General features: G+C 70.2%; 20 protein-coding genes. 5 read left to right on the top strand and 15 right to left on the bottom strand.

Annotated elements, in window-relative coordinates; all coding sequences use genetic code 11:
- Positions 1-184: 184 nt before the first annotated feature.
- The 4 genes from FHS07_RS16785 to FHS07_RS03590 all read right to left on the bottom strand — a co-directional run bounded on the left by FHS07_RS16785 (position 185) and on the right by FHS07_RS03590 (position 6098).
- On the bottom strand, positions 185-1951 hold the full coding sequence (locus FHS07_RS16785; protein WP_183418522.1) for a DUF4012 domain-containing protein: 1767 nt from the start codon (positions 1949-1951) through the stop codon (positions 185-187).
- Between the two features lie 331 nt (positions 1952-2282).
- Positions 2283-3953, bottom strand: coding sequence for a sensor histidine kinase (locus FHS07_RS03600; RefSeq protein ID WP_183418521.1), 1671 nt, complete (start codon positions 3951-3953; stop codon positions 2283-2285).
- Positions 3954-4039: 86 nt separating this feature from the next.
- Entirely contained in the window at positions 4040-5119 is a 1080-nt protein-coding gene (locus tag FHS07_RS03595) for a hypothetical protein (protein ID WP_183418520.1), read from the bottom strand.
- Positions 5120-5228: 109 nt separating this feature from the next.
- Positions 5229-6098, bottom strand: a complete 870-nt coding sequence (locus tag FHS07_RS03590; protein ID WP_183418519.1) for a response regulator transcription factor — start codon at positions 6096-6098, stop codon at positions 5229-5231.
- Between the two features lie 357 nt (positions 6099-6455).
- Between FHS07_RS03590 and FHS07_RS03585 the strand changes: the two genes are divergently transcribed.
- Positions 6456-6770 (top strand): DUF7882 family protein, encoded by a 315-nt coding sequence (locus FHS07_RS03585; protein WP_183418518.1) that lies wholly within the window; start codon positions 6456-6458, stop codon positions 6768-6770.
- 6 nt (positions 6771-6776) lie between these two features.
- Here FHS07_RS03585 and FHS07_RS03580 read toward each other — a convergent pair whose 3' ends face one another.
- Both FHS07_RS03580 and FHS07_RS16635 read right to left on the bottom strand, forming a co-directional pair.
- Positions 6777-7232 (bottom strand): MarR family winged helix-turn-helix transcriptional regulator, encoded by a 456-nt coding sequence (locus tag FHS07_RS03580; RefSeq protein ID WP_183418517.1) that lies wholly within the window; start codon positions 7230-7232, stop codon positions 6777-6779.
- Positions 7233-7327: 95 nt separating this feature from the next.
- Positions 7328-7621, bottom strand: coding sequence for a sigma-70 family RNA polymerase sigma factor (locus FHS07_RS16635; protein WP_183418516.1), 294 nt, complete (start codon positions 7619-7621; stop codon positions 7328-7330).
- A 149-nt stretch (positions 7622-7770) separates the two neighbouring features.
- Between FHS07_RS16635 and FHS07_RS03570 the strand changes: the two genes are divergently transcribed.
- From FHS07_RS03570 to FHS07_RS03555, 4 genes are all read left to right on the top strand, one after another.
- A complete protein-coding gene (locus FHS07_RS03570; protein WP_183418515.1) occupies positions 7771-8148 on the top strand; it encodes a DoxX family protein in 378 nt (125 codons plus the stop codon).
- Positions 8130-8696 (top strand): 2'-5' RNA ligase family protein, encoded by a 567-nt coding sequence (locus tag FHS07_RS03565; RefSeq protein ID WP_343054593.1) that lies wholly within the window; start codon positions 8130-8132, stop codon positions 8694-8696. Before FHS07_RS03570 ends, FHS07_RS03565 begins: the two co-directional genes overlap by 19 nt.
- The gene (locus tag FHS07_RS03560; protein ID WP_183418514.1) at positions 8690-9067 is read left to right on the top strand and encodes a TIGR03618 family F420-dependent PPOX class oxidoreductase; all 378 of its coding nucleotides are present in this window, start codon (positions 8690-8692) and stop codon (positions 9065-9067) included. Before FHS07_RS03565 ends, FHS07_RS03560 begins: the two co-directional genes overlap by 7 nt.
- A 254-nt stretch (positions 9068-9321) precedes the next feature.
- Positions 9322-9813, top strand: coding sequence for an FBP domain-containing protein (locus tag FHS07_RS03555; RefSeq protein WP_183418513.1), 492 nt, complete (start codon positions 9322-9324; stop codon positions 9811-9813).
- Positions 9814-10031: 218 nt separating this feature from the next.
- On the opposite strand, the gene FHS07_RS03550 is transcribed toward FHS07_RS03555, so the two are convergent.
- From FHS07_RS03550 to FHS07_RS03510, 9 genes are all read right to left on the bottom strand, one after another.
- A complete protein-coding gene (locus FHS07_RS03550; RefSeq protein ID WP_183418512.1) occupies positions 10032-10997 on the bottom strand; it encodes an LLM class F420-dependent oxidoreductase in 966 nt (321 codons plus the stop codon).
- Positions 10998-11149: 152 nt separating this feature from the next.
- Positions 11150-12172 (bottom strand): TerC family protein, encoded by a 1023-nt coding sequence (locus FHS07_RS03545; RefSeq protein ID WP_183418511.1) that lies wholly within the window; start codon positions 12170-12172, stop codon positions 11150-11152.
- A gap of 246 nt (positions 12173-12418) precedes the next feature.
- Positions 12419-13975, bottom strand: a complete 1557-nt coding sequence (locus FHS07_RS03540) for a glycoside hydrolase family 32 protein (protein ID WP_183418510.1) — start codon at positions 13973-13975, stop codon at positions 12419-12421.
- Positions 13976-14053: 78 nt separating this feature from the next.
- Positions 14054-15448: a glycoside hydrolase family 32 protein gene (locus FHS07_RS03535; protein ID WP_183418509.1), complete on the bottom strand. Its 1395-nt coding sequence runs from the start codon at positions 15446-15448 to the stop codon at positions 14054-14056.
- Positions 15445-16434 carry a LacI family DNA-binding transcriptional regulator gene (locus FHS07_RS03530; protein ID WP_183418508.1) on the bottom strand — a complete coding sequence of 330 codons (990 nt, stop codon included), beginning with the start codon at positions 16432-16434 and terminating at the stop codon, positions 15445-15447. The genes FHS07_RS03535 and FHS07_RS03530 overlap by 4 nt, the downstream gene beginning before the upstream one ends.
- A gap of 16 nt (positions 16435-16450) precedes the next feature.
- Positions 16451-17362 (bottom strand): carbohydrate ABC transporter permease, encoded by a 912-nt coding sequence (locus FHS07_RS03525; protein ID WP_183418507.1) that lies wholly within the window; start codon positions 17360-17362, stop codon positions 16451-16453.
- Positions 17362-18240 (bottom strand): carbohydrate ABC transporter permease, encoded by an 879-nt coding sequence (locus FHS07_RS03520; RefSeq protein WP_183419387.1) that lies wholly within the window; start codon positions 18238-18240, stop codon positions 17362-17364. Before FHS07_RS03520 ends, FHS07_RS03525 begins: the two co-directional genes overlap by 1 nt.
- A gap of 76 nt (positions 18241-18316) precedes the next feature.
- Complete coding sequence (locus tag FHS07_RS03515; protein WP_183418506.1) at positions 18317-19657, bottom strand: ABC transporter substrate-binding protein; 1341 nt, start codon at positions 19655-19657, stop codon at positions 18317-18319.
- Positions 19658-19696: 39 nt separating this feature from the next.
- Complete coding sequence (locus tag FHS07_RS03510) at positions 19697-21172, bottom strand: glycoside hydrolase family 32 protein (RefSeq protein WP_183418505.1); 1476 nt, start codon at positions 21170-21172, stop codon at positions 19697-19699.
- Positions 21173-21193 lie beyond the last annotated feature (21 nt).

Raw genomic sequence — 21193 nt, 5'->3', positions numbered from 1 at the left:
GTGCCCCATCTGCTTGGCGAAGTCGAGCCGGCACGGGGTTACGGGGCGAAGTCCGCCTGCCGTAGTCCGAATGGCTTCTAGCGGAGAGTCTTGTGGAGGAGCAGTGTGTGACTCGCCCCGGACGAGGCGGTTTCACGTGGTGGCGCCCCGGAGTTCACCCCATCGCGGGGCTCGTCCGGTTCGGTTACCCGGGGAAGCGGCACTCCCCGCCGCGGGGGAGCTCTGAGCCGTCGCGGGTGGGTGTCGCCACCGCATCCAGTTCGGCGGTGGCTGTCAGGCGCACGAGGAGATCGAGCTGCGAGGTCTCGCCCGGGGCCAGGCGCACGGACCACTTCACCACCTCGCGACCGTCGTGCACACCACCGGCGAAACCCGTCGCACCGTCCTCGCCGGTCGTCCGACGCTCGAGGAGCTGGGCACCGGGCGGGAGGTAGACGTAGACCCCGGTGAGGGCGTCGCCGACGGGCACGCCGTATTCGCCGCCTCCGGTCACGTACGCCGGAAGCGAGGCGGGATCGGGGGCGTCACTGCGCAGCTCGACGTGCACCGAGGCCAGGTCGGCGCCGCACCACGCGGTCTCGACGAGGGGGTGCAGGTAGTAGTCCATCTTGGAACCCGTGCCGTCGTTCAAGTAGACCCCGAAAGTGGTGCGCGTGCCGTCGGAGGCGGGGAGAGCTCCCTGCAGGGTCGACCCGTCGAGCACGGCCTGCTCCGTGGCATCCGCACTCCAGACGAGCAACCGCCGCTCGCGTCCGGCCTGACCGACGGCATCCACGAGGGCCACGGGATTCACCCGGCCGTCGGCGAGTGCCTGGAACACCGCTGCCGCGGCACTCTGGAAGAAGGCGTCCTGCTGGCGCGGGTCGGGGTAACGACGATAGGTCTCATCGAGAAGGAGCCGGACGGCGTTGTCGGCGGTCAGGTCGTCGCCGGATGCCAGACGCACGGGACCCGTCGCGCGCAGCAGGTACGACAGGGTCACGGGATCCAACGCGACCACAGCGTCGACGTCCGTGCCGTGCACGCGGCGCCACATCTCGCGCGCGAGCGGCGCACCGACGGTGAAGTCGGGCACCTGTGTGGTGTTCTGCAGGTATCGGGCGGGACGGGTGTCGTAGATGCTCCGCACGTCGGCGGCGAGCTCGGCCACCGGCTCCGCGCTCAGGTCGCCGACGTCGGCGGAGGACGCCTGGGCCACCAACGTCATCCGGCCGTCGACGGTATCGAGCTGCGCGACCGCGCCCACGACACCGCCCAGCGAGCGCCACTCGGCGTTGTTCTGGAACAGCACGAGCGTGGATCGCGGGCCGTCGGCGCCGAGCATCGCGGGCACGAGTCGGGCGGCCCGCTGGAGCGCGTCGGCCGCACCGGCCGCCGTGTCGAGGAGCTCGCCCGCCTGTGAGACCCCGTCCGCCACACGCCCGAGCAGCGGCCCCTTATCGATCGCGGAGAGGCGATCGGCCGACTCCCGCAGCCCCGATGCGGCCGCGGTGGCCGCGGGCGCGATGGCGGCGATCGTTGCGACATCGACGGCACCGTCGACGGGTCGGATCACGTCGACCGACAACCCGGCGGACGCCGCGGCCAGCGGCTCGAGGGCGCGGACGGCGCTGTCGATCGCGCCCGCGGTGTCGGAGACCGCCGACAACTGCGGTCCGATCCAGGGCAGCGCCTCCGCGAGTCGCCAGCCGGGGTCGCCGGTGAGCTCGCGTGCCGCGGACGTGTCGTCGCCGATGGACGCGAAGACGGCCGCCGCGGCCGCCGGATCGTCGAGGGCGCCCGTCGCGGCAGACACCGCCGCCCGAGCCTGCAGCAGATGAGTCTGCGCGAGCACGGCTCGCACACCGATCCACGCGGTGAGCGCGAGCCCCGCCACGGCGATGAGACAGACCGCGCCGGCGAAGGCCCGACGCACGACGGGCGTCGATTTGGAGCGCGGGGTGTCGATCACGCGAACACCCTAAGCGGCTCGCCGAGTCGGTCCCACGCGCTCTCCTTCACATGAAGCGACGCCGGGACGCGCCTCGGAGCTCGATCAGAGACAGGCCAGGACGAGGAGGCGACCACCCGCCGAAGCCCCGACTGCTGTTCTGCGCCTCGCACCGCGCGCACGCCCGGGCTCACTGACGCACGCGCCCACCCGCCTGTGCAGACCCTCGTCGCGGACGACGTTCCCCGCGAGGCCGCTTTTGTCACCCGCCGGTTCACCTTCGCGAACGCGTGCGGACCACACCTCCCGGGAGCGACGTCGGGACGGCTCCGCTCGTACGCCGACCTCCCGATCAGGAGAGCTGGTCTTCGGCGGGCGCGGGGAGGATCACCGTCACGGTCGTTCCGAGGCCGAGCTCGCTCTCGAGGTACAGCGAACCGCCCTGCTCCTCCACGATGCTGCGGACGATCCCCATCCCGAGGCCCGTGCCCGGGATGGCGCTCTCGCGCGCGGTGCGCGCGCGGAAGTACGGGTCGAACACGCGCGCCAGATCGTCGGAGTGGATACCGATCCCGGAGTCGGCGAATCGCAGGATGACGTCGTCGGGGGACACCTCGCCGGAGACGCGGATCGTGCCGCCCGCGGGGGTGTACTTGATCGCGTTGCTCAGGATGTTGTCGAAGGCCTGACGCAGGCGGAAGCCGTCTCCCGCCACGTCGGCGATCGGGGGGAGCTCGTCGACGACGCTCACGCGCCGTGCAGCGGCCGCGGGGCGGAAGGACTCCAGGGAGGATGCGATGATCCGACTCGCGTCGGCGCCGGCGGGCGCCGCCGGTTCGCGGAACACACCACGTGAGGACGCGAGGATCTCCGAGATGAGCTTCTGCATCCGTTCCCCGGCCCCGGCGATCACCTCGAGCTGCTCGCGCACCTTCGGGGGAAGGCCGGGATCGTCGAGAGCGAGGTCGGCGTGGCCGACGATGGCGGTGAGCGGGTTGCGGAGTTCGTGCGACACGGTCGCGGCCAGTCGTTCCCGGGCGCGCTCGGATTCGATCAGCGCCGTCACGTCGTGGACGATGAGCAGCGTGCCCTCCGGTTCGTCGGACGAGACCAGGCGTCGCGTCGACACCGACAGCGCGTGCCACTCGCCGCGGGTGTCGAACAACCACATCCTCTCGTCGTCGAGCTGCTCTCCCCGGGCCGCCCGGGCGAAGGGGCGTTGGTCATCGGAGAGGGGTTCGCCGCGCAGCGCGGCGTACTCGACCGCACGGCCGGGTCGCTGCGGATCGTCGCGCTCGATGCCGTAGAGGGCGACGTACGTGTCGTTCAGGGCGAGAACCTCACCGTCCGCCGAGAGCCGCGCGATACCCGTGTCGAGGCCGTTGAGCATCTGCGACACGCGACGCTCCTGACCCGATACCCGCTGGAGCGTGCCCTGCAGCCGTCGAGCCTGGCGCCGGAGCAGTTGCTTGAACGCGCGGGTCTGTCGTGCGGACAGGTAGGCGGTGATCGCGATGAAGGTCAGCGACAGCAGCACGACCAGCAGCCGCAGCGCAGAGGACGGCCCGGCGGCGCTCAGCGTGGCGTCGAGGAAGATGATGAGCGCGACCCCTCCGAGCGCGGCGATGAGGGAGACGAGCGAGAAATGCGTGGCGATCCACATGATGGGGAACACCCAGAAGAACCCGAAGCGCAGATCCGTGCCGACGCTCATGAGGCCGACGGCGATGATGTCGCCGAAGGGGATGACGGAGACGGCCGCGCGGGGGACCTTGTGCCAGGGGACGACGATGGCGACGGCCGTGAGCGCGATCACGACACCCACGCCCGCGGAGAACGGCCAGTAGGCGAACAGCGTCGGTTCGATCACCTGGACGAGGAGGACGGTGATCATGACACTCGCACCGAGGAGGAGCTGGAGAAGCCACACCGATCGCGTGCGCCCGCCAGGGCCGTCTGCGTCGTCGTGGCGCACGCCGTCGTCCGCGGGGGCCGCCGAAGGAACGCTCCTCGGGGATGCCATGCCCCGAGCTTATCGACCGCGCTGCGGGGGTTCCCTCAAGGATCGGGCCGCGTCTCGTGCGGCCGGTACGCGGGGTACCGGTCGGGTCAGAGCTCGTCGACCCCGCCGGGGCGCGCATGCGGACGACGGTGATTCATGAGGGCGGAGAGTGCGTCGACCGTCCGGATAACGGAGTGCTCGAACGACAGGTCCGGAACGTCGTCGAAGTCGAGCAAGACCATGCGGCGGGCGAACGCGAGGCGCACGGCGATCTCGACGGCATCCGTCGTCATTCCCTCGGGCGCGACGGCGAAGACGGTGTCGCGAGAGGGAACGCCGGTCACCGCCTCGGAGAGGGCGTCGTCGACGGCGTCGGCGGCTGCGCGGAGCATCTCGTCTCCGCATGCGACGCTGTGCGCGGTGCGGATGAGGTCGATCTCGGGAACGCGCACGAGGGTGACCCGCGCGCTGCCGTGCGCCGCGACGAGGCGCGCGGCCTCGCGCCGGAGAGCGCCACGATCGTGGGCCCGTGTGCCGGGCGAGGGACGGTCGTCGAGCTGTCGGCCGATGCGGACCGCGCTCGTGGAGACGAGGGCGATGGCCACCGCACTCACGATCGCCGTGGCCTCGGGGGAAACGACCCCCGGTTCGACGAGGGGAGCGGTGCCCACCGTCACGACCACCCCGATGCGGGCGGCGTTGTAAGCGGCGTACACGCCCATGGTCCACGTCAGCAGACGACTGCCCCGCAGGTCGCCGAGCGGACGACGCGCGCACTCGAGGGCGCCGAGGAAGGCGAAGACGACGAGCCCCGCCGTCTTGAGCACGGTGGCTTCCTCGAGGGAGAGCAGGAACGTCAGGCCGAGGAGGAAGATCCCGCCCGCCACGATGCCGACCGCGCCGACCGCGCGGCGGCGATTGAGACGGCGGGCGCCCGCCCACACCATGCCCGCGGCCATCACGTTGGTGGCGTTGCCGCCGGCGGCGGCCGCCGTACCGCCGCCCGCCGCCTCGACGACGTTCATCGCCCCGCATAGCAGGGCGGCGACCGCGGCCATGCCGAAGTACTTCACCATCTCAGCCCGAGCGCCCCCTCGGTCGTCGTCGGTGCGGCCATGGGTGAGGAAGAGGATGGTCAGGGCGACACCGGCGGTGGTGATCGTCGACAGAAGTGCGAGAACGATCACGTGGTGCTCGTCCGGCGAAGGGGGATCGGCGTTCGGCCCGCCCGAACGGTCGGAGGGGCGGACACCTCGGCCCCGGAGGGGGGCGAGGCATCTGTTCGACGCGGTGGCATCAGGACGCGGACGACTCCGACGTCATCCGGTACCCGACGCCGCGAACGGTTTCGATGTAGCGCGGGCTCGCCGGATTGTCGCCGAGCTTCCGGCGGAGATTGGTCATGTGCGCCTCGATCGCGCGCTTGTCCGCGTCGCCGACGAAATAGCTCGTGACGTAGGACTCACCCCGGAGCACCAGGGTGAGATCCGCTTTGCTGCGGACGCGTCGCTTGGACTCCATGAGGGCGGCGAGGAGGTCGAACTCCGTGCGGGTGAGATCGAGCTCAAGGTCTGCCATCCGCACGAGCCGGCTCTCGGGGTCGAGGTGCAGGTCGCGGTGCGTGAGCCAGCCGTCATCCGGGGCGGGGACTTCGTCGAGGAGAGGCCGGGCGGCGACGTCGGTCCGGGTCATCGCGGGAGCGTCCGCCTCGGTGTGTGCGGCGGGGAGAACGTATCCGACATCCTCCCGACCGGTAGCGGACGCGGCCCCGCCGGACTCGCCGGCACGGGGTCGACGCAGGAGCGCCTCGATCCGGGCGCGCAACTCTCGCGGACGGAACGGTTTGACCACGTACTCGTCGGCGCCGGCGCCGAGGCCCAGGACGACGTCCGCCTCCTCCTCGAGGCCCGTCAGCATGATGATGTAGGTGTCGCTCTGGCGACGGATGCGTCGCGCGGCTTCGAACCCGTCGATGCCCGGCATGTTGACGTCGAGTGTGGTGATGAGCGGCTGGTGGGCGATGACGGCTCGCACTCCGTCGATGCCGTTACCGACCGAGACGGTGGCGAATCCCGCTGACTCCAGCACATCGGCGAGGAGATGCCGGATGTCGGGGTCGTCCTCGACGATGACCGCGGTCTTCGGGAGCTCTGCCACGTCGTTCATTTGCCCAACTCCTCCGCCTTCGCGCTCACGCGCCCGCATTCTCCCCCGAGACACGGTGTCGCACTGCGACGAGCGCAATCTTGGCACACTTCCCGCCGTCCTCCACGGGCGCGCACGTGCGGGGTCGGTGACACCACGTCGGCGGTGGCATGCAGCCACCGGAACCCGACGCGAACCCGGCATCCCATGGACCTGCACCCCGTGCCGGGGAGCTGCCGCTCCGTCGAACGGAGTCGTGATCCGGGCGAGGGTCGAGCAGCCCGGTCCCCCACGGCGGACCGGACCGTCCGGATCGCCCCGCGGCGCATCCGGCACTCGTCAGATAGTTAACAACCCGAAGCCATATAGACTCGTGCGGTGGGAAAACTGGTTTACAACACGCTCGGTCACGCATTCGACATCGAGGACCGGACGCTCTCACATCTGCGCGTCGTCTTCATGAACAAGCTGCGCCGCAGCGAGCCGTTCATGTTCCACTTCCCGATGGGGGACGGAAGCGGCACGCGCTCCCTGTGGATCTCGCCGTCGATCCCCCTCGTCTTCCACTTCTACGGCAGCAGGCCCCCGCAGCTGAATCGCCGGTGGGTCGAGGATCTGATGAACGAAGCGAGTGCGCCCCAGGGACTCAGCGTCACCCCCGAGCCCGATGCCGACTCGGCGATCACCGCGTAATCGCGCTCAGGCGCATTCCGCGTCGACGACCTCGCGCACGCGGTCGAGGAACGCAGCCACGTGATCCGCCGCGTCGTCGGGCAGCTCGGCGGCGAAAGCGCGGATCTGCGCCGTGACCGGATCGATGGCGTCGGGATCGGTGCCGCGATCGAACGGCACGACGAATTTGCTGCGCCGGTCGGTCGGGTTCGCGACGAAGGCGATCAGACCGCCGGCGTGCAGTCGGTCGAGCATGCCCGTGACCGATGCGGCGGAGATGGCGAGGTGCTGCGCGAGCTCGGAGGGAGTGACGGTGGCTCCCGCGTCGGCGCGCTCGAGGATGAAGCGCATCGCGGCGCGCGCGTTCTCGCTCGGCCCGCAGTCGGACTGGCGGCGGCGGGCGAGCCGCGCCTCGGCGAGGCGTAGGCGCTCGACCGCCCGTGCAGCGATGGTTGCGGCGTCGTCTTCGATCTCGATCGTCATACGTCTCCTCGAGGCTCAGCCACCCGTGGCGTCATTCTAGTTCGACCGCAGAGAATCACGATCGTGGAACGAAAGGGGGCCTCGGGCCCGCGGGCTCAGCGGCGACCGGCGGCGTGGCGGTGGGCGATCGCGGACACCCACTGCATTCCGGGGCAGGGTGGGGCGCTGCGCCCGCGCATACGTTCCCACGCCTCGAGGTAGATGCCCTCGAGCAGCGCCTCGGCCCGTTCCGCGACGCCCGTCACCGACAGGAGAACCCCGTACACGCGCGAGGCGGTCGCATCGTAGAACGCGACGAAGGCATCGCAGTCGCCGCTGGCGGCCCGCACGAGAAGGGCATCGAGATCGCCGTCGCGGGTCACGGGGGACACGGCGTCGGTCACGGTCACGGAGCACCTCCTTCTTCGAGATCCAGTCAACCGGGGTCGGCGGAGGGCGGCCCGGGGTTGCGGAATCCGGACGCGTGCCGTAGCAGCCCGGCGTGAGCGCTTCGTCAAGCCCGCGGAGCCCGTCCGTACGGCGAAGTAGCGTGGCGGGCATGAGATCTGTCGTGCGTTGGACGCTGGCCGCGGCCATGGTGTTCGCCGGTACCGCCCACCTGACCTTCGCCCGGCGCGATTTCCAGGCGCAGGTGCCCGACGTCATCGTGGAGCGCGGCCCGCTGGACCGGGACGCCGTGGTCGTGGCATCCGGAGTCGTCGAGGCCGCCTTCGGTCTCGCACTCCTGACTCTGCCGCGCGAACGGCGCCGGATCGGTGCCGCGCTGGCGGCGTTCTTCATCGCCATCTTCCCGGGCAACATCGACCAGTGGCGCAAGGGTCGCTCGGCGTTCGGGCTCGACACCGACCGCAAGCGCTTCGTCCGCCTGTTCTTCCAGCCGCTGCTGGTGGCGGCGGCGTGGTGGTCGACGCGCTGAGCACCGTGTCCACCGTCGTCAGCCTGGAACTCGTGTTCGACGGGCCCTCGGATGCGGCGGTTCGCCGGGAATGGGACGCGCTGGTCGCCGCGGACCTTCCGAGCCAAGCGCGCCACACCGGCGAGAGCAACCGCCCGCACATCACCCTGCTCGTGCGCCCCGAGCTCGCCGAGTCCGATCTGTCGCCGCTCGCCGCGGGGCTGCCCCTGCGGCTCACACTGGGCGCACCGCTGCTCTTCGGGGTCGGACGGTCGCGGGTGATCGCGCGGTCGGTCATCCCCTCGTTCGAGCTCCTGGATCTGCACGCCCGCGTGCACGCGCTCGCGGAGACGGGGGACGACGCCCTTCACACCCGGCCGGGCGCGTGGACAGCGCACGTCACTCTCGCGCGCCGGGTGCCGCTCGAGCGCATCGGCGAGGCGTTGGCGGTGCTCGCCGAGACGGGGGAGGCGGAGCTCGCCGTCACCGCGACCGGCGTGCGCCGGTGGGATTCCGCGACGCGGACGGTATCGGACCCCGTCGGCCGTGGCACGCTGGAGACGTGCTGACCGACGACGCGCGCTCCTTCCTGAGCGAATACCACCTGGCCACCCTCTCGACCGTGGGACGTTCGGGGCGCGTGCACGCCGTCCCCGTCGGCTTCACCTACGAGGGAGGCATCGTGCGCGTCATCGGTTCCCGCGGTACGCAGAAGTTCGTCAACGCCGCCCGCAGCGGGCGGGCGTCGATCTGCTCCGTCGACGGAGGCCGGTGGATCAGCTTCGAGGGCACGGCACGGGTGAGCGACGACGCGGATGCCGTGGCGCACGCCGTCGATCTCTACGCAGCGCGCTACCGCCAACCGCGCGTCAACCCCGATCGCGTCGTGCTCGAGATCACGGTCGAACGCACCCTCGGGTCCGCGGCCCTGCGCACCTGACCGGCGTATCGTGGGGGTGTGCTCCCCTCCACCTCGTCGATGCCCTCCGGGCGTGAGGGGGTCGTCGGCGCGCGGAGCGCCGGCGGCACAGGCGCCGTGCGCGCCGCCTTCCTCGCCGGGTGACCGGTGCCGACGTCTCGCCGCTCGTGCGGGCGTCGCCGACCCGTGGTCCTCTGACGACCGGGTCCCCTCGTTCGCGCGCCCCGCGGACGCCATGCCGCCCGCCGACCGGGCGGCCCATCGATGGGAACATCATGCACGCCCTCTCCGCAACCGCCCTCCGCGCCTCGTTCGTCAACGTCTCCACTCGTGAGCGCAGCGCCATCGTCATCCCCACCGACATCGACACCACCGACTGGGACCGGCGCGACTACGTCGGCTGGCGCGACGCCAAGGCCCCGCTCCTCGGGTTCGTCGTGGCCGAGATCGACGGAGAAGCCGTCGGCCTGCAGCTGCGCCAGGCGGAGCAGCCCACCCGCTCGCGGCCGCAGTGCTCGTGGTGCTCCGACATCACGCTGCCCAACGACGTCGTGTTCTTCTCGGCCCGCCGCACGGGCAAGGCCGGGCGAGCCGGCAACACGGTCGGCATTCTGGTGTGCGCGCGGTTCGAGTGCTCGCGCAACGTCCGCCGGCTCGATCCGCCCGCGTACCTCGGGCACGACGCGGCAGCCGCGCGCGATCGCCGGATCGAGGGGCTGCGGTCGCACGTGGAGACGTTCTTCCGCGATATGCGCGACGGCGTGTAGGAAGGGGCGCTCGTCTGAGCGCCGGTTCCGCGACGGTACCGGCCCCGTCGACGGGCTCCGGGATCCGTGTGCGGGTCTGAGAACTGCGAGCGGGGTCGAACGACCCGGCGCAGGCCCCGGGCGCTCCTGCGCGGAGGCCGGAGACCTCTCCGCGGGGCCCGGGGCCCCATGTGCGTGGGGTCCCCGGGTTCCCGCGCGCCGAGGCGCTCGGGCGACGGTCAGAGGGCGCGGAGCTTCTCCAGAAGAGGAGCGGCGATCTCGTCCACGAACCGCTGCTGCTTCTCATCGCCGACCTGCACGATGGCGATGTCGGTGAAGCCGGCGTCGATGAAGGGGCGGACGCTCTCGGCGAGCTCGTCGAGGTCGGGGCCGCAGGCGATGGACTCCGCGACGTCCTCCGGGCGCACGAACTGCGATGCTCCCGCGAACCCCGCCGGAGTCGGTAGGTCGGCGTTCACGGCCCAGCCCCCGGCGAACCAACGGAACTGGTCGTGCGCGCGCGCGATCGCGGCACCCTTGTCGGGATCCCAGCTGATGGGAATCTGCCCGATCTTGCGGGACTCGCCGTCGTGGTGCTCGTCCCAGCCCTTCACGATCTCGGCGTCGGGCTCCGTGGTGATCAAGTGGTCGCCGAGCGGGGCGAATCGCTTGATCGAATGCTCACCCGAAACGGCCACACCGATCGGGACGCCACCGTCGGGCGAATCCCACACCCGCGCCGAGTCGACGCGGAAGTACTCGCCGTCGTAGGTGACGAGGTCACCCGTGTGGAGGGCGCGGATGATCTCGATGGCCTCCACGAGCATGTCTTGACGGGCGTGCACCGCCGGCCAGCCTTCGCCGACGACGTGCTCGTTGAGGTTCTCACCCGAGCCGAGGCCGAGCGTGAAGCGCCCCTCCGACAGCAGCTGCAGAGTCGCCGCCTTCTGCGCGACCACCGCGGGGTGGTACCTGACCGTCGGGCAAGTGACGTAGGTCATCAGCTCGACGTCCGACGTCGCTTGTGCGACCGCGCCGAGCACGGTCCAGGCGTAGGGTGCGTGGCCCTGGCTCGTCAGCCACGGGGAGTAGTGGTCGCTGGAGACCAGGAAGTCGTAGCCGGCGCGCTCGGCGCCGACGGCGTAGTCGACGAGCGCCCGAGGGCCGCTCTGCTCGGTCATGAGGGTGTAGCCGAATCGCGTCATGTCCGCCACGGTAGGCCGCGGCATCCGCCCGCTCGCCGGGGTTGCGCGCCGACATCGGATACGACAGCGGGCCCGTGGCGTGCGCCACGGGCCCGCTGCGGGGCTCGGTTCTCAGGGGCGTGGCGTGCGCCACGGGCCCGCTGGATGAGGGATCAGTCCTCGGGAGCGTGGATGACCTTCTCGCCGTCGAAGGTCTCGCGCTGCTTCGCCTGGCGGTCGTTGCGGGTCTTTCGAAGACTCAGCCACGTCGCCACCGCCACGGTGGCCGCGATGAACAGCAACGAGAACCAGATCGGGATCTCCGGAGCCCACAGCATCGGCTCGCCGCCGTTGATGAAGGGGAGCTCGTTGACGTGCATGGCGTGCAGCACGAGCTTCACACCGATGAAGGCGAGGATGACGGCCAGACCCTGTGCGAGGTAGACCAAGCGCTCCAGCAGGCCACCGATGAGGAAGTACAGCTGGCGCAGGCCCATCAGCGCGAAGGCGTTCGCGGTGAAGACGATGTACGCCTCCTGCGTCAGACCGTAGATGGCAGGGATCGAGTCGACGGCGAAGACGAGGTCGATGAAGCCGATGGCGATGATGACCAGCAGCATCGGGGTGACGAAGCGCTTGCCGTTCTTCCGGACCGTGAGCTTGTCTTCGTTGTACTCCTCGCTCACGGGGAGGATGCGTCGCACGAACTGCATGAACTTGCCGTTGGCGGGATCGCTGTCACCGTGCGAGAACGCCTGCTTGTAGGCGAGGAAGAGCAGGAGGGCGCCGAAGATGTAGAAGATCCAGGAGAAGTTCTCGATCAGCGCCGCGCCCACCGCGATGAAGGCACCGCGCATGATGAGCGCGATGACGATGCCGATCATCAGCACCTTCTGCTGGTACTTCTTCGGCACGGCGAACCCGGTCATGATGATCAGGAACACGAAGAGGTTGTCGATCGACAGGGCCTTCTCGGTCAGGTACCCGGCGAAGTACTCACCGCCGTAGGTCCAGCCCGAGACGACGCCGACGCCCACGCCGAACAGCAGGGCGAGGCCGATGTAGAACGCCGACCACCGGGCGGACTCGCCGACGGTGGGCTCGTGAGGCTTGCGCACATGGGCGAAGAACTCGAAGACGAAGAACGCGATCGTGACCGCGATGGTGATGATCCAGACAAGGGGTGTGACGCCCAAGACGGCCTCCAAGGGAATTCGGTGTACGACAGAACACCAAGGTCTCCTCCACCCGGCGAGATGGGCCGACGTCCCGGGTTCACGATGGCGTGGACCGTACTGACGAGATCGTCGCGGTGGGAGTACTCCCCTTGCTCCCGCCGATTCTACGGGATGCCGTCCTGTGAGCAGGCACTCTACGGCGCATCCGCTCCTGTGCTATTCCGGGGACGCGCGGAGCGCGCCCCCGGATACCCCCCTTTTCCCCTACACCGGCACCGCGAACTCGCGGATCGTGATGCGGGAGAACAGTGCCGCGCCTCCGTCGGCGTACAGCGAGATGCCGGTGTCTCCGTCGAGGAAGTGCACCTGCTGCGACAGCACCGTGTGCCCGGCGTTGACGAAGACCTCGACGCTCTGCCGGTCGACGAAGATGCGCAGATGCACCGACCGGGCAGCGGGGTCGATCGGCGCCGCCGCCCGCGTGTAGGGCGAGAGAGCGTAGCCGCTGCGCTCGGAGGGGCTGCGGTCGACGTAGAGGTCGGAGCCGTACTTGCCGACGTTGGTGTGACGCGAGCCGTCGGCGGAGCGACCGACCGAGACGCCGACGTTGGCGGCATCCGTCCACGAGATGTCGAGCTCGAGCTCGTAGGCCCGCCCCGTCCAGGGCAGCACCGCTGCGCCGTTCACGGTGCGATCGGGAAGCGTGACCGTCGAGGTGGCGCGGGAAGAGAGAGCGGCGATCGGGGTACTCAGCAGGCTGTACCACCCGCCTCCCTGACGCGCGAGCCGCAGTTCGCGCACGATCGAGTTCTGGCCGTTGTACCCGTCGGTCACGTCGGTCGGCACGTCGCGGGCGGCATACTTCCAGTTGTTCATCCACCCGATCGCGAGTCGTTTCGTGTCGGGGGACTCGATGCTCGGCCACGTCACCGCGCCGTACCAGTCCCACCCCCAGTCCAGCCACTGGGGAGTGAGGTCGTCGGCGACGAACCGCGTGCCGTTCCACGTGCCCATCCAGTACGCGTACGTCATCGGAAGGCCCACCCCGTAGGCATCCATGCTGGCGCCCAGCACCCAGTGGCGGGTGCCGTCGTCGGCGGTCATCTCGAACAGGTCGGGGCACTCGATCCCGCCGAGCTGCGGGTTCGGGTAGTCGAAGTTGCTGCGCCAGGTCCACTGCCGCAGGTTCGGCGAGGTGTAGAAGCCGGCATAGCGGGCGCGACCGAGGGCCATGACCCACTCGCCGTGCACGGCGTCCCAGTGCACCTTGGGGTCGCGGCACCATTCGGCGTTGTCGATCTCGGCGGGGGTCTGGGCGGTGCGGCCGTCGGTGTTGACCAGCACGGGGTCGGGCAGCATGGTGAAGCTGAAGCCGCCGTCGGTCGACCAGTACAGGTACTGGTCCTGGTACTTGCGGATGCCGTCGGTGGGACGGGTCGCGAGCGCGATGACCGTCCCCGCACCGAAGCCGGCGGTGTTCGCCTCATCGACGACGAGGCATCCCGACCACACCGGCACGCCGTCGGTGAGCGGCATGACCGTGCCGTGATGGGCGAAGCTCACGCCGTCGGTGGTGGCGTGATCCCACCCGCCCGCGCCGTTGTTGACGTCGGAGTGCAGGTAGTAGAGCTGGTACTGCCCGCCCGAGACGATCGGACGCTGCGGGTCGCACAGCCATCCGGTCGGGGGCGTCATATGGAACATCGCGCGCTGCGACGTGGCCGCATGGGCGGACGGTGCGGCGGCGGAGGCCAAGGCGAGACCGAAGGCCCCGGCCCCGGCGCCCTGCAGGAGGGCGCGTCGGGAGATCTCGAACGGCATGGTGCTACTCACTTCCTCGTGATCGGCAGGCGCGACGGTGCGCCCGCCGGGTGGGCCGGCGGTTCAGGGAGACGTCGGTCAGGCGGCCGCCGGAGCCGCGGGACCTTCCTGCGCGGTGTCGGCGGGCGCGTCGACGCGCACCGTTCCGACCTGCACGGTGGGGACGACGGAGGTCGCGGCGCTCGCCGAGATCGTGACGGGACCGGCGCCGAGGGTGACCAGGTGCGAGAGCACGGTGAGGCCGTCGTCGGCGAAGACCTCCAGCAGTGGACCGTCGATCACGAGCGTGAGGCCGCCCGAGGCGGGGTCCGCCAGCGGCGCGGTGCGGACACCGGCGAAGTCGGGGTGCAGGGCGTCGGCGGTGCGACCCGTGCGCGAGACGGAGAGCGTGCGGGCGGCGGGGTCGTGCACGACGTCGACCGCGGCATCCCCCTCTCCCGCCAGCCGGAGGCGTACGGTGCCCGCGGCGGCAGGATCCCACCGCACGTCGAGTACGGCGTGCGGCTCGATCCGGAGGGCGGAGGCGTCGAGCACGTCGAAGCGAGGCAGCACGGGGCGCTGGACGAGCTGCAGCGCGTCGCCGGTGCGGCGCAGCCCCAGCGTCCGGGGCAGCGACATGGCCCCGCGCCACGGCGAGGACGGGACGACGTGGGCGTAGCGCCAGTTGCCCATCCACGCCAGCATCACCGCGGAGCCCTCGGGGGCGCTGTCGAAGGTGACCCCGGCATAGCAGTCGCGGCCGAGGTCGAGCGGGCGAAGACCGCCGTCGAGGCAGTGGAAGACACCGTCGGCGAGATCGCCCACGACGTAGTGCATCGCCGAACCCGCCGGGTCGGCGTCGTCGCCCACCGGGTTGGTACTCAGCAGCAGCACCCACACGCGCTCGGTGGTGCCCTCCACCGGCAGACGCACGAGGTCGGGGCACTCCCAGACCACTCCCTCGGGGCCGATCGGACCGAACGACCCCGTCTCGCGCCAGGTCGACAGGTCGTCGGAGGAGTAGAACACCACCCGGCGCTCGACGGCTTCGACGGCGAGCATGAGCCAGCCGCCGTCGGGCACGCGCACCACCTTGGGATCGCGGAAGTCCGAGCTTCCACGATCGATCACCGGGTTCGCGGCATCCATGGTCCAGGTCGTTCCGCCGTCGACGCTGGTCGCGCGCGAGGTGGCCTGGATGCCGCGGTCGTACGCGCTGGTGTAGAACGCGCTGAGCGTGCCGTCGTCGCCCGCCACGATCGAGCCCGAATAGATCTGCTCGCCGGGTCGGTGGTGAAGCGCCACGGGATGCTCGTCCCAGTGCAGGAGGTCGGGGCTGGAGGCGTGGCCCCAGCTCATGTTGCCCCAGTCGTTGCCCTCGGGGTTGAACTGGAAGAACGCGTGCCACCGGTCGCCGGTGAACACCAGGCCGTTGGGGTCGTTCATCCAGTTGCGCGCGGGGGTGAGGTGGAACCGCGGGCGGGGGAAGCTCATACGGACTCCCGGGGAACGGAGGGGCACGCGATCAGCTGCCGCGCGCCGGTGGCGGGGGATTCGAGGCCGAGAAGCGTGCGCACTCCCGCGGCGCCCAGCTCGTAGTGGGGGAGAGCGACGGTCGACAACGGCGGCCGGAGGTGCGCGGCGATGACGTCCTGGTTGTCGAAGCCGATGACGGCGACGTCGTCGGGGATGCGCAGTCCGCGCTCGCGCAGGCCGTCGTACAGTCCCATCGCAACGCGGTCGTTGTGGCAGAACACCGCCGTCGCGCCCGAGGCGATGACGGCGGCGGCGGCGTCGTAGCCGCCCTCCTGCTGGGGCGCGGCCTCGAACACCAGCGCGTCATCGCCGGCGATGCCCGCCGCCTCCAGCGCCGAGCGATACCCGGCGAGTCGGCCGCTGCGCGCCGGCGAGGGCGAGGTGGTGTTCACGAACGCGATGCGGCGATGCCCCGCGGCCAGCAGCTGCTCGGTCGCGGTGCGCCCGCCCTGCTCTTCGTCGGGGACCACCGCGGCGAACGAGTCGTCGCCCGCGAAACAGTTCACCAGCACCGTTTCGGTGTGCTGCAGCGGCGGCGGAACCTCGATCTCGCGGTGGTACCAGGTGGAGTACAGAATGCCGCGCACCTGGTGCTCCAGCATCATCGCGATCGCGTCGTTCTCCGCGGCGGCGTTGCCCTCGGTGTTGGCCACGAGCAGCACGAAGCCGTGACGCCACGCCTCGTCCTGGGCGCCGTGGATGATCTGACCGGCGAAGGGCGTGGTGGCGATGGCATCCGCCACTAGCCCGATGAAGCGCGAGCTGCCCTCCGACAGCGTCTTGGCCAGGGCGTTCGGGCGGTACCCGAGCGCCACGATCGCCTCCTGCACGCGGCGACGGGCGTCGTCGCCGATCCGGGCGCCGGGCTTGTCGTTGACGACGTGCGACACGGTCGCGACCGAGACGCCGGCGGCCTTGGCGACATCGCGCATGGTCGTGGTCATGAGGGGGTCCTCGCGTTCATCCCTTGGTGGCTCCGCTCTCCAGGCCCGCGATCATCGCTTTGTTGAGCACGAGGAACACCAGCAGCAGTGGCGTCACCGTGACGCACACCGCGGCGAACGTCGCCGTCCAATCGGTGTTGCCCATCGCTCCGATGTAGTTTTGCAGGCCCAGAGGGATGGTCTTCAGTCCGTCGGACAGCACGAAGGTGTTCGCGAAGATGAAGTCGTTCCAGATGAAGATGCTGTTGACGAGAACGACCGTGATGATCGTGTTGACCGACAGGGGCGCCGTGATCTGCAGGAAGATGCGGTACGGACCTGCTCCGTCGAGGGAGGCGGCTTCGTACAGCTCCCGGGGGATGTACTCGTAGAACGACGAGAACAGATACACGCCCATCGGCAGCGAGAACGCCGCCAAGGGCAGGATCATCGACAGGTGGGTGTCGAGCAGCCCCACCTGCGAGTAGTCGATGAACAGCGGCACGAGCGCGATCTGGACCGGCACGATGATGCCCAGCAGGAACAGCGCCCGCACGAACCCGCTCAGGCGGAAACCGAGCACCTGCAGCGCGTAGGCCGCCATCATGCCGGCGACCACGATGAGCAGGCTCGCCCCCAGCGTGACGATGAGGGAGTTGCCGATGTTCAGCAGCAGGTTGCCGGTGCCGAAGGCACGGGCGTAGTTGTCGAGTGTCCACTCCCGCGGCAGGGCGAACGGGTCGCCGCCGGCGAAGTCCGCGGCGCTGCGGAAACTCGTGAGGAACAGCCACAGCAGGGGGTACACCTGCACGATCACGATCAGCACGACGGTGACGGTCAGCAGGGTGCGCTGCACACGAAGGCGCGGCGGGCGGTGGACCCGGCGGGTGTCGGGCTCGGGAGCCCGGGGGGCGGATGCCACGGGGGCGGGGGTGAGGGTGATGCTCATCACGCGTCCTTCCGACGCAACAGCAGGAAGATGAGGCCGACGGCGACGAGGCACTCCACGACGATGAAGACCGAGATCGCACTGGCGTAGCCGTAGTCGGTGTGGACGAAGGCCGTCTTGTACATGTAGGTGGTCAGAAGCTCGGACGCTTGTCCGGGGCCGCCGTTGGTCAGCAGGTAGGGGATGTCGAAACCGCGGAGGGCGAAGGTCGTCGCCATGACGGTCGTGGTGATCCAGACGGGGCGGATGTAGGGGAAGCGGATGCGCCAGAACGTCTGCCACCACGAGGCGCCGTCCAGGCGGGCGGCTTCTTCGAGCTCCTTGGGGACGGCGATCAGGGCCGCGTAGATGATGAGCATGTACAGGCCCGTGAAGCGCCATCCCTCGGGGATCGACACGGCCGCCAGCACGGTCTGCACGTTCGACAGCCACGCCGTCTGCAGGCCCTCGAGACCCACCCACGACAGCAGCTGGTTGAGCAGGCCGACCGGCTCCAGCGAGTACACGCGCAGGAAGAGGAAGGCGATGGCGACGGTGGAGATCACCGCGGGCAGCAGGTAGAGGGTCTTGACCAGCTCACGGGCCCGGGGGAGGGCCGTCAGCAGCCCCGCCACCGCGAGTGCACCGCCGAGTTGCAGAACGAGGCAGATGGCGAGGTATCCGAGCGCGTTGCCGAACGCCGTCCAGAAGACGTCGTCGCGGGTGAACATCTTGACGTAGTTGTCGAGCCCGACGAACTGCAGGTCGGTGATGCCGTCCCACTCGAACAGGCTCAGCACGAGCGACTGACCGATGGGCAGCAGCACGGCCGCGCTGTAGAGCAGCAGCGGCGGGACGAGGAAGACCGCCACGGCCAGACCGGAGCGGCGCGGAAGCATCGAGGTGCGCATCGGCGCGCGGCGTGGGGTGGGCCGGCCGGCCCCGGTCACCCGGGGCCGGCGCGGGGCGAGCGTGTCAGCCACCGACGTTCTCCGTGAGGGCGGCATCCATGGTGCTCACGAACTCGTCGGGCGTGATGTCGCCCTGGACGAGCAGGGTCAGCTCCTGCTGGAGGCGGGTGTTGGTGGCGGGGTCGAGCTGCGTGTCCCACGGCATGGCGATCTTCTCGCCGACCTCGCCCGCCTGGGCGATCGCCCGGCTGTACAGCGGGGTGGCGGCCGCCGGGATCTCGGTCTCGACGCCGGTGGTCGGCGAGAGGGCGCCGGAGGCGGCGACCTCGGCGGGGTAGCGCTCGAGGGCGAAGGCGAGGAAGTCGCGCACGAGCGGGTCGAAGGTGGCGGAGTTGACGGCCATGCCGATGCCCGACGGGGTGACGTACTCGTCGTCGGCGGTGACGGCGCCGGGGAGCGTGGGGAGAGTGAAGTAGTCGACGCTGTCGCGGACGCCCGCGTCGAGCGTGTCGGTGGCGAGGTTGCCGAGCTCCCACGTGCCGATGTTGTAGACAGCGGCCTTGCCCGAGGTGAACTGCGCCTGCGCGTCGGCATAGCCGGTGGAGGAGAAGCCCTCCTGGAAGCACCCCGCCTGCCCGAGGCCGTACAGCCAGTCGGCGGCGGCACGCCCGGGGGCGTCGGAGAACTTCGCTTCGCCGGTCTTGAGCTTCTGCACGTACTCGGGGCCGGCCTGACGGAAGGGGTAGTACGCCATGTAGCGCTCGAGCGGCCAGCCGTCGGCGCCGTCGAGGGCGATGGGGGTGATGCCCTGCGCGCGCAGCGCCTCGCACATCGGCGCGAAGTCGTCGAGCGTCGCGGGCACCTCGACGCCGGCCTGGGCCAGCAGGTCGCGGTTGTACCAGAAGAACTCCAGCTGGAACTCGAACGGCACCATGTAGAGCGAGCCGTCGTCGAAGCGTTGGTAGTTCAACGCCGCCTCGCGGTAGTCGTCGGCCAGGCCCAGATCCTCGAGCAGCAGGTCGACGTCGACCATGCGCCCCTGGCCCGCGAGCTTCTGCGCGAAGGGGGTGGCATCCGTGTCGAAGAGCTCGGGCAGCTTGTTCGCCGCGGCGAGCGTCTCGTACTTCTGGATGTAGCTCGGTCGATCGGGCGTGGTGATGAGGTTGAGCGCGAAGCCGGGATGGCTGGCCGCGTACTCGTCGGCGATCTTCTGCATCGCGGTGATGACGCCGCCGTCGGCGGGGCGCGAGAGCAACCACGAGATCTCGCGGGGCTTCACCTCCCCCTCGGGGTTGACGTTCGTGGGGTCACCGCCGCCGCCGCCGGTGCCGGCGCAGCCGGAGAGGACGAGGGCGGTGGCGGCGGCCAGGGCGACCCAGGATGCCGTGCGTGCGTGGTGGACCATGTGAATCTCCGTTGATGTGTGGTTCGGGTGCGGGTGGAGTCAGGAAGAAGAGGTGACGAGCAGGTCGTCGTGCCGGGCCGTGGAGGCGCCGCCGTCGGTTTCGCGGGTGGATACCTCGAGAGCGACGACGCTGACCTCGCCCTCGCCGACGAACGCGCGGATTCCGCCGGTCGTGCGGTCGTAGAGGCGGGTGCTCAGGGTGACGGCCCCGTCGACGGTGGCGACGCACAGGTCGCCGTCGACGACCACCTCGAGCCGGTGCGGTCCGGCTTCGAGCGTGACGGCGCGCTCGAGCTCGACCGCGAAGGGCACGTCGCCCGAGACCTGCCATTGCTCACCGCCGGTACGAAGACGCGGCCAGCGGTCGAAGACCAACCGGTTCCGACGCGGCTCCACACGCAGGACGTAGCCCTCGTCGCCGTCGTCGCTCGCGCGCAGCAGGAGGCCGAACTCGGTCGTCTCCGCGGCGATGTCGAACACCGCGTCGACGCGGAAGGTCGCCGGGGCGGTCTCGGCGACGACGAGGTCGGCATAGCCGTCGGGAGCCGACAGGACGGCTCCGGATGCCACGGCGGCAACGCCCCGATCGAAGCTCTCGGCGAGTTCGACCGGGGGGTGGAACCGCAGCGTGCCGTCGGGGTTCTGCTCGGCCTCCAGCACCGAGAGGGTGCCCGCCCACTGCCAGGCGCCGTCGTCGACGCCGCCCTCGCGCGAGGCGATCCAGCCGAAGAAGAAGCGACGGTCTCCCCGGGCGGCGGACTTCGCCGCGTAATACGCGCGGCCGTCGAGGCTGTCGTCGGCGGGGACCGTCCAGGGGCCGTGGAGGCTGCGCGAGACGCGGTACCGGGTGGTGAACGACTCGCTGAACTCGGAGTAGACCAGGTACCACCAGCCGTTCCACTCGAACACCTCGGGGCACTCGTGCGCGATATAACGCCGCGGGTCCCAGAACGCCTCCGCGGGTTCCCACGTGCGGAGGTCGTGCGAGACGCATTGCGCGATGACACCGCGGCGGCGCTCCGGTCCGTCGGCGTGGCGGGCGGTGATGAGCATGCGCCAGAGACCCGCGGCCTCGTCGCGGAAGACGAAGGGATCGCGCCAGTCGGCCGTCTCGTAGCCCGCGGTCGCGCCGAACGTGTGCGCGGGGTGACGCTGCCAGGTGCGCATGCCGTCGGTGCTGGTCGCGTGCAGAACCAGCTGCAACGGCAGTCCGTCGGCGCCGCGGCGGTCGGGGTTCTGCCCGGTGTAGAAGAGGTGATGGACTCCGTCGGCCACGACGACGCTGCCGGTGTAGACGTTGAAGTCGTCGGCATCCGGACCGCCCGAGGCCAGCGCTGTACCCGTCTCGGTGAACGTGACGAGGTCGTCGGTGACGACGCGGTGCCACGGCATCCCGATCTTCGGCGTCCGGCGCGACTCGTGCAGGTAGAACAGGTGGAAGCGGCCGTCCTCCTGCCACGGGATGACGTCGCCGACCCAGGCCTGGGGCGGGCGGAAGAACCCTCGTTCGTACATCGGATGACTCCTCGTCGAGAC

Source organism: Microbacterium proteolyticum, from assembly GCF_014192415.1.
Classification (GTDB): Bacteria; Actinomycetota; Actinomycetes; order Actinomycetales; family Microbacteriaceae; genus Microbacterium; species Microbacterium proteolyticum.
Note: the sequence above shows the minus strand (reverse complement) of the source record. Positions and strands in the feature narration are given on the sequence as shown.

Coding starts and splice junctions, on each gene's coding strand:
- FHS07_RS03600 (WP_183418521.1), bottom strand. CDS start 3,953: ATGGCATCCCCGAGGAGCGTTCCTTCGGCGGCCCCCGCGGACGACGGC.
- FHS07_RS03590 (WP_183418519.1), bottom strand. CDS start 6,098: ATGAACGACGTGGCAGAGCTCCCGAAGACCGCGGTCATCGTCGAGGAC.
- FHS07_RS03580 (WP_183418517.1), bottom strand. CDS start 7,232: ATGACGATCGAGATCGAAGACGACGCCGCAACCATCGCTGCACGGGCG.
- FHS07_RS03570 (WP_183418515.1), top strand. CDS start 7,771: ATGAGATCTGTCGTGCGTTGGACGCTGGCCGCGGCCATGGTGTTCGCC.
- FHS07_RS03555 (WP_183418513.1), top strand. CDS start 9,322: ATGCACGCCCTCTCCGCAACCGCCCTCCGCGCCTCGTTCGTCAACGTC.
- FHS07_RS03550 (WP_183418512.1), bottom strand. CDS start 10,997: ATGACGCGATTCGGCTACACCCTCATGACCGAGCAGAGCGGCCCTCGG.
- FHS07_RS03540 (WP_183418510.1), bottom strand. CDS start 13,975: ATGCCGTTCGAGATCTCCCGACGCGCCCTCCTGCAGGGCGCCGGGGCC.
- FHS07_RS03535 (WP_183418509.1), bottom strand. CDS start 15,448: ATGAGCTTCCCCCGCCCGCGGTTCCACCTCACCCCCGCGCGCAACTGG.
- FHS07_RS03530 (WP_183418508.1), bottom strand. CDS start 16,434: ATGACCACGACCATGCGCGATGTCGCCAAGGCCGCCGGCGTCTCGGTC.
- FHS07_RS03525 (WP_183418507.1), bottom strand. CDS start 17,362: ATGAGCATCACCCTCACCCCCGCCCCCGTGGCATCCGCCCCCCGGGCT.
- FHS07_RS03520 (WP_183419387.1), bottom strand. CDS start 18,240: ATGCTTCCGCGCCGCTCCGGTCTGGCCGTGGCGGTCTTCCTCGTCCCG.
- FHS07_RS03515 (WP_183418506.1), bottom strand. CDS start 19,657: ATGGTCCACCACGCACGCACGGCATCCTGGGTCGCCCTGGCCGCCGCC.
- FHS07_RS03510 (WP_183418505.1), bottom strand. CDS start 21,172: ATGTACGAACGAGGGTTCTTCCGCCCGCCCCAGGCCTGGGTCGGCGAC.